11 protein-coding genes are annotated in these 14,648 nt (G+C 61.3%); all 11 read right to left on the bottom strand.

Translation table 11 applies throughout. The features are described from left to right. Window positions 1-4: 4 nt before the first annotated feature. The 11 genes from ASG72_RS20550 to ASG72_RS04065 all read right to left on the bottom strand — a co-directional run bounded on the left by ASG72_RS20550 (window position 5) and on the right by ASG72_RS04065 (window position 14,470). Window positions 5-1,840 carry a glycosyltransferase gene (locus ASG72_RS20550; RefSeq protein ID WP_156395777.1) on the bottom strand — a complete coding sequence of 612 codons (1,836 nt, stop codon included), beginning with the start codon at window positions 1,838-1,840 and terminating at the stop codon, window positions 5-7. Further along, a complete protein-coding gene (locus ASG72_RS20180) occupies window positions 1,837-3,315 on the bottom strand; it encodes a glycosyltransferase (protein WP_082540055.1) in 1,479 nt (492 codons plus the stop codon). The genes ASG72_RS20550 and ASG72_RS20180 overlap by 4 nt, the downstream gene beginning before the upstream one ends. Further along, the gene (locus tag ASG72_RS04025) at window positions 3,312-4,772 is read right to left on the bottom strand and encodes a hypothetical protein (protein ID WP_156395778.1); all 1,461 of its coding nucleotides are present in this window, start codon (window positions 4,770-4,772) and stop codon (window positions 3,312-3,314) included. The genes ASG72_RS20180 and ASG72_RS04025 overlap by 4 nt, the downstream gene beginning before the upstream one ends. Before the next feature lie 37 nt (window positions 4,773-4,809). Beyond that, window positions 4,810-5,949, bottom strand: coding sequence for a DegT/DnrJ/EryC1/StrS family aminotransferase (locus ASG72_RS04030; RefSeq protein WP_200939884.1), 1,140 nt, complete (start codon window positions 5,947-5,949; stop codon window positions 4,810-4,812). Continuing rightward, a complete protein-coding gene (locus ASG72_RS04035) occupies window positions 5,946-6,533 on the bottom strand; it encodes an acyltransferase (protein ID WP_082540118.1) in 588 nt (195 codons plus the stop codon). Before ASG72_RS04035 ends, ASG72_RS04030 begins: the two co-directional genes overlap by 4 nt. Before the next feature lie 14 nt (window positions 6,534-6,547). Continuing rightward, the gene (locus ASG72_RS04040; protein WP_244488684.1) at window positions 6,548-7,582 is read right to left on the bottom strand and encodes a class I SAM-dependent methyltransferase; all 1,035 of its coding nucleotides are present in this window, start codon (window positions 7,580-7,582) and stop codon (window positions 6,548-6,550) included. Next, a complete protein-coding gene (locus tag ASG72_RS04045) occupies window positions 7,579-9,216 on the bottom strand; it encodes a hypothetical protein (RefSeq protein WP_056709267.1) in 1,638 nt (545 codons plus the stop codon). Before ASG72_RS04045 ends, ASG72_RS04040 begins: the two co-directional genes overlap by 4 nt. A 7-nt stretch (window positions 9,217-9,223) precedes the next feature. Beyond that, window positions 9,224-10,642 carry an ABC transporter ATP-binding protein gene (locus tag ASG72_RS04050; RefSeq protein ID WP_056709268.1) on the bottom strand — a complete coding sequence of 473 codons (1,419 nt, stop codon included), beginning with the start codon at window positions 10,640-10,642 and terminating at the stop codon, window positions 9,224-9,226. 1 nt (window position 10,643) lies between these two features. After that, window positions 10,644-11,492, bottom strand: coding sequence for an ABC transporter permease (locus ASG72_RS04055; protein ID WP_156395779.1), 849 nt, complete (start codon window positions 11,490-11,492; stop codon window positions 10,644-10,646). After that, window positions 11,489-13,360: an asparagine synthase (glutamine-hydrolyzing) gene (asnB, locus tag ASG72_RS04060; protein WP_056709270.1), complete on the bottom strand. Its 1,872-nt coding sequence runs from the start codon at window positions 13,358-13,360 to the stop codon at window positions 11,489-11,491. The genes ASG72_RS04055 and asnB overlap by 4 nt, the downstream gene beginning before the upstream one ends. A gap of 69 nt (window positions 13,361-13,429) precedes the next feature. Next, window positions 13,430-14,470, bottom strand: a complete 1,041-nt coding sequence (locus ASG72_RS04065; protein WP_056709271.1) for an NAD-dependent epimerase/dehydratase family protein — start codon at window positions 14,468-14,470, stop codon at window positions 13,430-13,432. Window positions 14,471-14,648: the final 178 nt, after the last annotated feature.

Raw genomic sequence — 14,648 nt, forward strand, 5'->3', positions numbered from 1 at the left:
GCCCTCATGCTGGCACAACCGCTTCTTCGCCAAGGCCATTTAGAGTTAGTATAAACTCGAGATAGGCTTTCGCCTGAATATCGACAATTCGTCGGGCCGAATGGCGCGCATCCATCCAAGCCTGCGCGGCAAGGCCAAGCCCTGCGGTATCTTCTGGATCGGACACAATCTGCCGAAGCCGCCCCGCGCACTCCTCTACCGTCTGCGCGCCTAAACAGGGCGGCGCCTCGCCAAAGAATAGCGTAAGTTGGGCCTCGTCGATTGCTGTAATCAGCCGGCGACCAAGCGCCATAGCCTCGAAGGCGACGCCGCCGAGCGCCGGCAGCATGAATTGATCAACCACGGCGTGGGCTTTGCAATACGCCTGCCACAGCTCCCGCTTCTTCATCGTTGGCAACCAGATCACCTTGTCGGCTATGCCAAGCTGAGCGATCAGCGCCTTGCTATCCTCCACATCCCGCCCCCAAGCGACCAAATGAAGTTGGAAATCAAAGCCCTCGTCAGCCACAATCCGCGCCGCGCGAAAAAGAATGTCGTTGCCTTTTGTCCAGGAGCCGCTGCGGTCCTTCCAATGCTGACGGGCTGGGCTGAAAATCACCGGTGGGACGGCCGGCGGCGTCAGTCCCGGATTCTCGGCACGGAATCGCATCAGCTTGCGGTCATCGAACGCGTGCGGCAGGTGGATGACGCGCGCTGGTTCGAGTCCCATCCGGGCAACCGAGGGCAGGACATCAGAGTTGGTAACAAACACGCCGGTCGCATGACGATAGGCACAACGCGTCAATGCGCCGTAGAAGCTGTTCTCGAATGGCAGCTCCCGCAGCGTGCCATGCTCATATGCGCAATAACGTTCAATCCCGTTCATACATGCAATGACCCCATCCAGCGAATAGAGCTGCACAACATCATAGTCACCGAGAATACGAAAAAATCGTCGAGGATGTTTGGTCAAATAATCGCTTAGCCTGTCACGGTCTACAGCGCCTAGATTTGATTCTAACTCCATGGTCTCTTTTACGCGCAGTGCAAAGGCGCGGTCGCGCTTCACGAGCGCCTCATTGTCCGTCCAGCGAGACAGTTGAACGGCTTCAACCCGGTAGAAGGCGAGCAGCGGCTGCGCAGCGAGATAAATGGCTCGGCGTCGCAATTCCCGGCCGCCGCGGACCAGGCGAGATTTGAACGCGTAGTGGGATGCTATCATCGATCGCACTACGGGGCGGAGCGCGTTTCGCAGGCGTGACGGCGACCGCAACGCCGGGATAGATAGCGTCGTCCACTCCCGCTCTTGCGAAAGCAATGTACCTGTCGACGGTGCTGTTGATTCCAGCCCGGACCCCTCACAGGTTGGAACCTTGTCGATTCCTAGGTTCTCAACGACAGCAATGGCTGCCATTTGACTCCAGCTAAGCGCAGTCATTGGTTTGCCGGCCGCCTGCTGGAGATGGCGCACGTGCCCGAGGCTGCGTGCCTCCATATACGTCCAAAGCAGCCGAGTTAGCTTGTCGAGGCCAAGGTGCCGCGCCTTGAGATACTGGATGCAGGCATCAGCGGGCCCTTGCACAAACCAATCGGGCCGTTTCCAGCCTCTTAGACTCGTGCTCCACCAATCCGGCGCATCGGCGTCCACATCACCGGTGAATTCTACATCCTCCCACTCGGGAGTGCTCATTACATGGTAATAATCGTATGAGATGACATCCGCTTCAACGCCATACTGGCGTTGGATGCGGGCATTATTGTAGGCATTATTGGCGATGTTACCGATATGTAGCACCCGCAACGGTCGGCCTAGCCGTGCAGCAATGGTCTTTAGCGTCTGGTTCTCGAACGGCTGGCTCATGAAGAACCATTGGCATCGCTGGCGCGCAGCCGCGCATAAATCGCAGCCAGGCGCTCCCATTCGCTCTCGGCATCCAGTTCCAACAACGCCTGTCGCGTGTTTGCCCCCATGCGCACACGCAGCGCCTTGTTTTCCACCATCACATTGATCGCATGAGCGATAGACCGCGGATCATCTGGTTGAAACGACAGGCCGACGTCGAACCGATCCACCAGACGCGAAACTTCTGGATAATTGGCAACGAGCAGCGGCAGACCAGCTGCCATATACTCAAAGACCTTGTTCGGCAGCGCATAGATGAAATTCCTGCCCATCCCCAGCACCGTGTAAACTGCCGCATCCGCCCCTCGTGCCGCCACCACCACATCACGCGAGGGTACGGCTGGCGCGAGCACCAGCCTATGCGCGGCACCGGCTCGGGCGGCGATAGCGGCATAGCTAGGGCCCCATCGTTCGAGTTGAGGACCGCGGATTACCAGCGTGCAGGCCGGTGAGTGGGCAAGCGCCTCGACGATCGGCTCTATCAATCGAGAGGGTCCTAGGCCGCCCTGGTAGAGCAGAACGAAGCGCTCCTCCGACAATCCAAGCTCTTGTTTTAAACTCCGGTACGCGCGCGTCGGTACAGCCGACATCGACGGGATATTGCGCACCACATCCGGTCGACGTCCGCCACCGAGCTCCCTCGCCATAGCGTCCGCGATCGAGTCGCACACTGTGACTACCGCATCAGCGTTGATCAGGCTGTGTCGTTCGAGCCACCTATAGGCCAGCCGCTGCGGCCATGAGTGCAGCGAGAACCTTTCGGTTTCTATGTTATACGTAACATTCTCCGAGTACCATTCGTGAAAGTCGCAAACCACCTTAGCGCCCGTTCGACGTGCGGCTGCGAAGGCAATGAATGCCATATTTAGATCATGAGCATGAATTGCGAAGGGGTTTTCGTTCAGAAGCGCAGCGAAGAGTTCGTCTCCAATGAAACCCGGCCATCTCGTGCAGAAAAGCCCGGCTTGGTCGGCGATGGGCATGAAGTTCACGCCTGTGCCCCAATCGACAGGACCGTCATCCCAATTACTCGTTTTTGGGAACACAATCTTGATCCTATAATTCGCTTTCGCGAGCGTCCTCGCCTCGCGTTCGATCCGCGGGTCATGGCGAATATCGGCAAATGCAATCATGACAATCAGGTTGGAATCGACTACGCCCCCGATCCGCGGTCGAAGCCCCATGAAGGAGAGAATGCAATCAGACTGCAGCCGCCCTTTAGCGAGCTTTGAAGCCATCGTAGCTGTAGCCAGTCGCCATCTGAGGCGAAGCTGCCAAAATACCTTAGTTTTCGCATAGATACCCACCGGCTCCAGCGCCTCTCGCACTCGCCAGTAGCCTCCAATTATGCTGCGAACGGCCGGCCGCATTGCACCGGAGACGCGCGGATGCCGCGAAGCCAGCTGTCGGATCCGGGAGATCAATGCGCTCATGCCGTAAAGCCCATAAGCATTGCGGGGTCGCCCTTCATCACCGTATAGGGATGCTGCCACCCTTCCGCCTGCGGAATGGTCAAGCGTGCAGCGACGACTGCGGCGCGGGCATTGCGGATAGGCTTCAGTGTGGCTTCTGGAAACCCAGCTGTTTGCTCGTAGAGCCGCCCGAGACGCTCCGCCACAGCATCGATCGAATGCCAACGCCGTACATATGCGGCCCCCTGCGCGCCAATGGCAGGCAATAGCGCCCTATTGGCAATACACCAGCGCAGCGCATCTTCCAGGGTGTCGGGAATGACATTGATAAGAGGGCACTCCTCGACCGACTCCACGAGTTCCGGCGCGCGTACATAAGTCATCACGGGTTTGCCGAGCGCCATTCCCTCCAGCGCGGTATAGCCATAGGCGCCGCCGATGAACTGATCCGCGACGAGGTCCGCCTCGCTGAACATGCGGATGACCTCCGCGTTCGGCACGCCTTGGACCTTTACATATTCGATGGCGTGGCCTTCGGCGCGCAGCCGAATAATGGCAGCCTCCAGATAATGCGAACCCTTGAAATGAGTGTGGTTGGGCGCATGCGCGATGCATAGCGGCCCGTCGAGACGGGAGGTCGGAGCGGGCGGGACGCGCGCGAGGTCGATCGGCCAGTAATGCAGGTTCCGCGCATCCGGCACATAAGCCAGCATGTCGCCGAGCGCGACCGCGCAGGTCGCCCGCTCCGCCATCCCGGCCATGATCGGAGCGCTCTCCGGCGTGCAGGTGCAGAAGCGGCCCGGCTCTGGGCATTCGGCGCAGAAATTCCATCTGCCAAGAGCCAGGGTCTCCGCGCGCCGGCGCACATCGGCACCATAAGCGTATAGATAGACGCGCTTTCCGGCAGCGCGCAGAAGATCCAATTCCGCCGGATTGACCCCATAGCGCGTCACTGGCGCCGTGAGGCCCTTATCATAGAAGAAATGGAAAACATCATAGCGCCACATCGCCCAGGCGAGCAGCACCCGCTCAAAGGGCGCGATCAGCCCGCCCGCATGCCGTTCCAACCACCGGATGACTCGCTCCAAGTTAAAATCGAAATCGCGCGCGATGTAGTATGTCTGGAGGACGAGCGACTGGCTCTGCAAGCCCAGCATTCGGTCGGCCCGCGCCTTCAGCGGCAGGGTGAGGATGGGCGTCGTGCCCCACAGCGAGGCCGGAATGCCCTGCGCGAGGCGCGCCTGCGTGCGTCGGCGCCCGATCGGCACCGCGACACGCGTGAGCAGTGCGTGCGTCATCCGATTGGCCAGCGCGATCATGGTCCATCTTAGCCAGGACGGCAGATGCCGCAGCGCGAGCATGGCGCGAAGCGGCAGTTTGAACGCATGTAGCACAGCGCGCACCGGCCCTCGCCATTCGTGCGGCAGGCCATCGACCGCACGCCGGAGTTCGGCACGTCGTCTCGCGATGAAGCTCATGCCGCCTCGCCCGCAATGGCGTGTAAAGCGGCCACCCTTAGCCCTTCAGCGCCTGGCGGATGACATGCACAACGCGTTCCTGGTCGGAATGGCGCATGAACGGCACGATTGGCAGCGTGATAGTGGTGTCCTCCGCCGCGCAGGCGTTGGGGAACTGCTCCGCCTTCAGACCGTATTTGTTGCGGTAGTAGCCAAGCCGGTGGACGGCGTGGGTGCCTGGCCGGCTTTGCATCTCGGCTAGCGCCATCGCAGACATCACCGCATTGCGCCGCCTGCGCCCGCCTTCGACAAGACGGACAACATAGGATTGGTAGGTGTGGCCCTCCACCTCGCCGGCAACGGGCAACACCAGATCATTCACCTCTCGCAGCATCTGAGTATAGCGCTGTGCGGTGGCGCGCCGATCCGCCACCAGCGCCTTTAGCTTGGACATCTGCGCGACGCCGACTGCCGCCTGGATGTCCGACAGGCGCAGGTTGAAGCCGATGCGGTTGAACGTACCCATGGTCCAAGGCCCATGCGGCTCGATCTCAGCGGAAGGCAGACCCGTAGTGCCATGGTTGCGCAATGAGCGCAGGGCGGCCGCAAGCTCTGGATCGTTTGTGGTCACCGCCCCGCCCTCGCCTGTGGTGACGACCTTGCGCGGGTGGAAGGAGAAGCAGCCGAGATCACCGATCGCCCCGACGGGCTCGCCCTTGTAGGTGGTGGCGATGGCGCAGGCTGCGTCCTCGATGATGCGGATGCCGCGAGGCGCGCAGATGGCTCGGATCTCGTCCATCGGCGCCGCGAGACCGAACAGATGCACCGACACCACGGCTTTCGTGCGCGGGGTGATCGCAGCCTCAAGTGCCTTAGGGTCAATGTTAAATGTCGCCAGATCAATATCCGCGAACACTGCCTTCGCCCCAACATATTCGGCCGAATGCGCGCTGGTGATCCAGGTGAAGGCCGGCACGATCACCTCATCCTCCGGCCCGAGACCAAGCGCCATGGTGGCGAGATGAAGCGCGGCGGTGCAGGAGGTGCAGGCCAGGGCGAAAGCGGCCTTCTGATTCTCCGCGATGAGCTTTTCGAAGCGCTCGGTCATCGGCCCTTGCGTCACCCATTTAGAGGCGAGCACGGCCCGGACCATCTCGACTTCGGTTTCATCGAAACTTGGTTCGGTGATGCTAATCATGTTTGTTCCTCGGAGGATTTGGCGTGCGCCTCGGCGCGTATTATGATCACGGACCCGTCCTTGGCGATGCTGACGCGGCCCAGTACGCGGGCGGGGCAGCCGGCCGCGAAAGTATAGGGTGCAAGTTCACCCTTGACGAAAGATTGGGCGCCTACGATGCAGCCCGTGCCGATGCTGCTGCCGGCGGCGACCACCGTGTTAGGACCCAGGTAGACATGGTCTCCGATCTCGGTTGCCTGCTGCCGGTAGGGCGCGACGCCGCCGGAGACGGCCCACTCCACCGTGTCGTGCGAATAAATTTGGACGCCTGACGAAATGGAGCAAGTCGCGCCGATCGTCAGGCCGCCTGAGCCGTCGAGCACGCAGTTCGGCCCAATCCAAGTCTTGGCTCCTACCTTAACGTCGCCTATCACCACGGCGCTGTCATAGATGCTAGCCCCCTCGCCAAACTCGAGGAATCGCGCCTTCTCCCAGCGATCGGTGAACACCTCCCCGAAGGGCAGAACCCGCTTCCAACGATACTTCATCCGAGCCCGGCGCGCCCGATGCGCCGCTCCGATCAGCCACGAGAGAAGCTCCACCATGAGGCACCGCAGCCTCACAGCTTCGTCGCGACCACGGTGATGCCAGCCTCTTCGGCCTTCATTTCGACGATGTCCAGGCCGATCTCGCCGCACCACTGCGTAACTTCCTCCGCGCTCTGGCGATGCGCGTAAGTTGGCGTGAACCAGTCAAAATTAATGTGATTCATCTCGTCTAGCGCCATGTCGGGCCGGTAGAACAGCTTGCAGACATGCCAGTAAAACAGCCGCTGCACATTGATGCGACCGGCTGGAATGCCGAGCAGGCCGATCTCCTCGGAAATGTTGATCTCGGCGTTGAGCTCGCCCAGCGCGATACCGAGCCGGGTCAGCGGCTCCATGAGCGCCCAAGCCTTTTCGGGCGGAAGATCCTTCACAAGGTCGCGGATATAGTCATCGGTGAATTCACGCACTGGCGATTTCTTGCGATAAACATAAAAGGCGACCGCTCCGCCCTTGCGCGCCTTCCTCGCGACCGCCGCGAGGGCGGCGCGGGTCGAGGGGGTGTGGTGCAACACGCCCTCCGAAAACACGATATCGAAAGCGCCATCGGCGAAAGGCAGGCGCATCAGGTCGGCCTGAACAATAGCGCCGTCGACGCTCTTCTGCGCGAAGCTGCGCGCCGCCACATCCGCCGCTCGCGAAATGTCCGCACCGACATAGCGCAGCTTTGGAAAGCGCCGCTGTAGCAGAATGCTGGCTGAATAGGCTGAGCCGCAGCCGGCATCCAGCATCAGCGGCCGATGGCCGCCGGAGAGCTCAGCGGCCGGATGCGCCCAGAGCGCGGCATAGCGCTCTTCCAGCCATTGCCGGCTGAATTCGACCATTGCCGGCGAACCGTAGCTGTCTTCGCGCTGCCATTTGTAGCCGAAGGTCTCGCGCGTCTGCGTTTGCCCCGCATCATGGCAAACCTCGTCGCGCAGCATGCCCTCAGCCATTACTAATGGCACGCCGCAACTTTCGAGGCGCTCGTCCTCCTTGACAGGCGCCGAGCCCACCAGCGGCCAGAACCATTCCGGATACGCAAAACGGGTGGTCGCATCGGCTATCATAATATGCGGTTCTTTCTTGTCGGAGCTGCGGCAGCCGATGGGCGGGCAACGGAAGCCGAGCTGCTGGCCGGATGGCGCGCCGCCTGTTCGAACATCACCATGTAGAGCGGCCCAAGCGTCCTGTAGCCATGCTCGGCCTCGACCCAGGCCCGGGAGGCCTCGCCCGCCGCCTTGCGCGTGTGCGGATCAGCCAGGCGCACGAGCGCGTGGCCGATCTCCACATCGGTCGCCGCGCCGATAAAGGGCGGCGGCGCGGTGCGGAAATGATGCTCCGAGCTATCCGGAACCGGGCGCATGATGACGGGCTTCGCCGCCGCAAGCGATTCCAGCACAGATGCGCCATAGCCCTCCATAACGAACTGGTCGGCCACGGCGTCCGCCGCGCGCTGCCTGCGGCGGAGCAGCGGCTTCGAGCACAGGCTCAGCCAGAGCGTGACGTCATCGAGGCCGAGCTCGGTAACCAGTCCGCGCGAGGCTTCAAGGTCCGTGCCCCAGCTCTGTAGCAAAAGCCGCCAGCCAGCGGCCAACTTGGGATTGGCCGCGCGGAAGCGGGCAAATCCCCGGATCAACTTGTCGGAGCCTTTCCACACCCAATCCTGACGGCACACGCCGAGAAGGAAATGCTCCCCCCCGATCCGTGCCTGCCACTCGGCGCGCAAATCTGGTTCCGCGCCCGGGCAATAGACATCCGTATCGACGATGAGCGGCATGAAGCTGCGCGGGGCCGTGGTCTCCATCCGGTCGAGATAGCCGAAATAGTCCGTTTCCGGCACCGCAAGATGCGCCGCTTGGCGGAAGGCGGCGCGGGTGATGAGGCCGCCCACATCTTCCTGAAAGCCGCGCGTGTAGACATCATTGCCAAGCGGGCAGACCACTACAGGCTTAGGGGAGAAAAGCCCAAGCGTGATGGCGTTCATCGACAGCATGACGACATCATAGTCGTTCATGGCGCGGATATAATCCCAGTGGCCCATGAACTGCGCCAAAAGGAGCGCGACGTCGTCAGAAATCTGCTTACCGAAGCTCGATTGGTAAAGCTCCTTCACCTGACTGACCGTCTCGCTCTTACGTTGGAAAGCAATCTGCCGCTCGAGATCGTAGGGATGGTCCTTAACGAACTCCGGCGCGGTCCAGCCGAAGGTGTCCACATCGAACCTCAAGGGGTCGATGTCCTGCGCTTCGCACTCCTCCCATTGGGGGTGCGCCATCACATACATGTCGTGGAGGTTCGTCTGGAGCACCACATCGACATCATGTCCGAGCCGGCGCAACGCGCGCGCGGTGATGTAGGCCTGGTTGGCAAGGTTATCGAACAGGCCGATTTTTAGCGGACCGGCGGGGCCTGCATCCTCCCCGCGCACCTCGAAAGCCGGGACGAGCCTGTGGTCACCGGCTGCCGCCGCGGCGCGCGCCGTCGCTTGGACCAGTTGTGCGAAAATCTGTTCGTTTGTGCTCTCCTGCGTGAGGAGTCGCGCAGCGATTTCGTTTGCCTGCGCCGCAACCGCATCAAGCTGATAGCGCATCTCGCCGAGCGAGGCCTCGAGCCGTGCGTTGTCGAGACGATAATAGGGCAGCGCCCTGAGGACTCCGCCGAGGGCGCGGACGCGCTCGAGACTGTGGCGCAGCGCGTTCACAGGCCCCTCACTCCACCGCCGCAGCTGCTTCGGGCTCGGCCGCCTCGTGACGCCATTCGACCAGCGGATAAAACACCGAGCCGGACGCATAGGCCGCCGGTATCACCGTGAAGCGGTGCGCGCGCTGGTGATACTCGTAATAATCGTTTAGCCCCGAGACATTGGGCTGGAGCGCGAGGGAGACGATATAGTCACCCTCGAGCATCTGCAGCTCGGGCATGGTGCAGGATACGACGCCTCTGCGGCCCGCCCGGCGCTCATAAGCAGCCAACATGCCGTTGTCGCTTTCGCGCCCCGACGGGTTGGAGGTGTTGAACTGCGCCATGCGCAGTAAATCCGCCTCGCGCTCGATCGTCATAGCGATACCGAGCGGATACTCGGGCAGTTCGCCCTCGCAGACATAATGGACCTCAATGCGCCAAGGGTCCCAAGTGCGGAACACGTTCGTTGGCTTTCCCTCGCCATCGACGAACAGCACCTTCTGGATGACTACCGGACCCTTGCGGAAGATTTCGATTTTGCCGCGCTTCTCTTCGCCAGTGAGCGGCAATTCGCCGTTGGCGATCATCGGAACGGAGGACCGGGCCTCGTCACCATCCTCCAGCGAGGTTAGCGCTGCCGCGTCGATTTCGATAACCTTTCCGGCAGAAAGACGCTCATGGACGTTATAGTCATAGCGCCGCGTAACCGCGCGGGCCGGGCCGATGTCGCGCAGCACGCCATTCTCGATCCAGATCGCCTTGTCGCAGAGCAGAGCCACCTGGCTCGAGCTGTGGCTGACGAACAGCACAGTTGCGCCGGAATTGCAGATCTCGCGGATGCGCTTCATGCATTTGGCGACGAAATACGCATCACCCGCCGCCAGCGCCTCGTCGACGATGAAGATCTCCGGGTCGACAGCAATGGCGGTTGAGAAGGTCAGTCTCGCCTGCATGCCACTCGAGTATGTTCGGAAGGGCTGGTCAATTACGCTATCCAGCTCGCTAAAGGCGATGATCCATGGCAACTTAGCCTCAATCTCCGCGCGGCTCATGCCGATGCACATGCCGCCGGTGACGATGTTCTCGCGGCCGGTGAAATCCGGATGAAAGCCGGTGCCGAGCTCTAAGATTGCGGAGATGCGGCCATTAACCTCAACCGTACCGGCGTTGGCGTCGAGCAGCCCAGTGAGGATCTTCAGAAGCGTGCTTTTGCCCGAGCCGTTCGGGCCGATCACGCCGACGATCTCGCCCTTTGGGATCTCGAAGGAGAGATCCTTCAACGCCCAATGGTCGCGGTGTCCCTGCTGGCCGGTGAACACCTCGCGCAGAAGCGCGCTGTTGCTGTCATAAATCTTGTAGGCCTTGCTCAGCCCCGTGACCCGAATTGCAACAGGCTTGGCCTCTGAGTCGGACATAGCTGTGGGCGCCAGATCGTAGGTGGCCATGTCAGAGCACATTTCCCAAGACCGGCTTCACCCGGCGAAACACGACCAGCCCCGCGATGAACAGGCCAATAGCCATCGCGGCGAACACCACCCAGGCGAAGGGGTGGCGGAATTCGCCGAAGAAAAGCGTATCCTGGTAGACCCAGACCACATAGCTGAACGGATTAAGATAAAGGATCGGCCGAACCAGCGCGGGCACCCAGTCAGGCAGGTAGATGGCAGGGGTAAAATACATCGAAACCGACATGTACATGGTCACGAATTCGCGGATGTCGCGCAGGAAGGGGGTCGTCACCGAAAGCAGCAGCGTTAAGCCTATGCAAACTAGCGCATGCATCCCCAAGACGACAGGCAGAGCGAGCGCGAGCCAGCTCAACCCGCCTCCGATCAATAGCTTGTAGCCGATCATCAGCGCAAAGGTCGGAATGTAGATCACAAAGCAGGCGACGATGCTGGCGACCGGCAGCGTCTCGATGGGGAACACCACCTGCTTCACTAGATTGGCATTGCCAGAGAAGGCGTTGGGCGCGCGCCCCAGCGCGTTCGACATCAGCAGCCAAGGCGTGAGCCCCACCAGAATGTAGCTGGTGTAGTCGCCCGGGAAGGTGGCGGTGACAGCCATCTTGGTGCCGATGACCACGCCGAAAATCAGCATGAAAGTGGCGACGACGACGATGGGCTGTACATAGACCCAGAGCGAGCCGAGCCCGTGTCCGGCGTGGCCACCCTTGATGTCGCGCAGCACCATTTCGCGGATCAGCGCATAGTTGCGCCGGATCACGCGGACAAATTCGATCAGCATAGTGGCAAGGCTTGGCCCCGCCACTTTTTGGGGGATGGCGTTGCTCACAGATAGGCCTCACAAAATTGCTCAAGATTGAGGAGAGACCAGATCAGCAGCCGCCGGTTCTGGCGGCCCTCAAGATGATCGTCGATCAGTGTCTTCACCGTGCGCCGATCGACGTAGGCGTAGATCCTCGCGCGATCGTTCATCAGACGCCGCCGGACGTAGTCGATGCTCTCGCCCTTGAACCAGCTCGCATCGGGAGCGGAGAAACCCTGCTTCTCGCGGTCGGCGACCTGGGCCGGGATATGCCGGCCCATCATCTTGCGCAGGATCAGCTTCCCGTCGCGGGTCTTTTCGAAATAGCGCTCGGCCTTGCCGCCGGGCTCGTTCTCGTTGAGCCGCACCACCTCGGTGAGGTTGCCGAGTTTCATCTTGGCCGGCAAACGCATGGCGAAATCAACGAGATCATTGTCGAGGAACGGGACGCGGCCCTCGAGGCCATGCGCCATGGCAAGCTTGTCGTCGACGACCAAAAGCCCGTTCAGGAAGGTTTTTGCCTCAAAGTAAAGCGAGTGATTGATGTAATCTTCAGGGCGCGTCAGCGTATGGGCGTGGTCCTGAAAGACGTTGCGAAAGATCTCCTGCGTCGACACGGTCGACGCCTCGGCCCAAACCGGCGCCATCATCTGCGGGAGCAGATCGCTCGGCACCAGACGCTGCCAGAAACCCGAATACTTATCGACGTAATGGTCGAAATCATCGTTCACCACGGCACGGTAATAGCGCCAGGGATACCCGGCGAAGAGCTCATCCCCTCCGGTGCCAGAGAGCACGACCTTGACGAATTTCGAAGCCAGCTTCGCCGCGTAATAATTTGGGTAGGACTGGCCGACGCGCGGCTCTTCCAGATGCCAGGCGAGACGCGGCAATGCGCGCTCCATGTCGCCCGCCTTGAGCACCATCTCGTAATGCTCGGTCTTGAAGAGATAGGACATGTGCTCGGCTTTCGAGCGCTCATCGTAGCCAAGCTCGACACCCGAAGCGGAATTCAGATCGAATCCGACGGTGAAAGTGCGCATGAACGGCAATTGTGCCGCCGCCAACGCCGTGATTGAGCCGGAATCCATACCTCCCGAAAGATAGGAGCCGACGTCGACGTCGCTGACCATCTGGCGGCTGACGGCCTGCCGGAACAGGAAATCGAGTTCGTCCAGCGCCCTGGCCTCGTCGACAGGCCCTTCCGGCTCCTGAAAATGGAAATCCCAATAGCGCTTCGGCGCCAGCGGTTCGCGTCCAGCTTTGACTTCGAGATAGCAGCCGGCGGACAGGAGCTTGACGCCCGCGAACAAGGTCTTGTCGGTGAAGAAATTCTGGAACGTCAGATATTCGGCCAATCCGCCAATATCCATCCGAGCTGAAAAGCCGGGAAATCCGCGAAACGCCTTGATTTCGGACGCGAACAGAAATGCGCCGTCGACCTCGGCGTAATAGACCGGCTTCACGCCGAAGCGATCGCGGGCGATCGTAAGCTTGCGCTCCTTGGTGTCCCAGATCGCGAAGGCGAACATGCCGTTCAGCCGCAGCAGCGCCGAAAGGCCCCATTCGACAAAGGCGGTCAGCAGGACTTCGCTGTCACCGCTGGAGTGAAAGAGGTGGCCGCGCGCGCTCAGCTCGGCCTTCAGCTCGTGGAAATTATAGATCTCGCCGTTGTAGCTCAGCACATATCGCCCGTCGCGCGTCGCCATCGGCTGGCGCGCGGCGTCCGTGAGGTCGATGATCGACAGGCGGCGGTGGCCGAGCCCGGCCGGGCCGTCACAATAATGGCCTTCGCCATCGGGACCGCGATGGGCGATGATGTCAGTCATCGCCTTCAGGGTCACCGGTGAGGCCGGCCTGCCGTCCCGGTGCAGAATGCCTGCGATACCGCACATGCGCTCATCGTCCGATCAATTCAGGGCAGAAGGCATGGCCGGGCATGGGCCCGGCCATAGCGTAACGGTTCAGATCTGCGCTTTGGCGCGCCGCTGTGCGACCTGCTCGATATGGCTCTTGCGCCATTCGATCAGCTGCTTCAGCCCCTCGTCGAGATCGATCTTGGCAGTGAAGCCGATCTCCTTGCTCGCCTTCACCGGCGATCCGATGCGGTTGCGCACCAGCGTCGCCTGGCTGCGCGGGGCATAGTTGATCGGCTGGTTCGAACCCGTCAGGTTCAGCAGCTTTTCAGCCACTTCCTTGAGCGAGGTGCGCTTGCCCGTGCCGACATTGTAGAAGCTGTCGGTGGCGGTCGACTGCATCGCGCAGAGATTGGAACGGGCGCAATCCTCGACGGCGACGAAGTCGAAGGCTTCGGATCCGTCGCCCATGATGGTCGGGCCCTCGCCACGGTCGATCGCGTCGAGCATCTTCATGATCACGGCGATATAGGCGCCGCGATAGTCCTGCCGCGGGCCGTAGACGTTCATGTAGCGCAGACCGACATAGTCGAGCCCGTAGCGGAAATGATAGGCCCGGGCCATCGCCTCGCCGCAGATCTTGGTCGCGCCGTAGAAGTTCCTGTTGTTGAACGGGTGGTCCTCGGTCATCGGCTCCTCGACGGCGTCGCCGTAGACGGAGGCCGAAGACGACCAGACCAGGCGCTTGACGCCATTGCGGACGCAGCCGTCGAGCACGTTGAACATGCCGCGGACATTGGTCTCGAAGGCCGTGCACGGATACTCATGGCACTGCAGCAGCCAGAGCGCGGCGAATTGGAAGACGCCGTCAGCGCCCTTGAGGGCCGCATCCAGGATGTCGGTCTGCGTGATGTCGCCGCCGGCCTCGAAGATCTTGACGCGCGGGTCCTTCAGCGCGTCGGCGAGGTTCTCCGTCGTGCCACGCACGAAATTATCGTAAATCACGATCTCGCCGACATCCGTCTTGGTCAGCTGATCCACGGCATGCGAACCGATGAGTCCAGCCCCTCCAATGACGACAACGCGCTTTCCCTGCAGTTCCACGTTCGACTTCCCCTGTTGGCGATGCGACGGCGGAGACCGACGCATGGTTTTCCCGAGCTACCGCAGTCCGGGCGCATGAGATGCCCAGACTGTCTCCTCAAATCCAGGTCTCCGGACCGCTAACGCGGCCTTTTCAACCACGTCCTCATCCAGCGGCGCACGCACCGTACTGCCAATATTTTCAAGCAGGATTGCGACCCGATCCTGGTCCCTGACGCCTTCG

Origin of the sequence: Allobosea sp. Leaf344 (assembly GCF_001426225.1) — a bacterium.
Classification (GTDB): domain Bacteria; phylum Pseudomonadota; class Alphaproteobacteria; order Rhizobiales; family Beijerinckiaceae; genus Allobosea.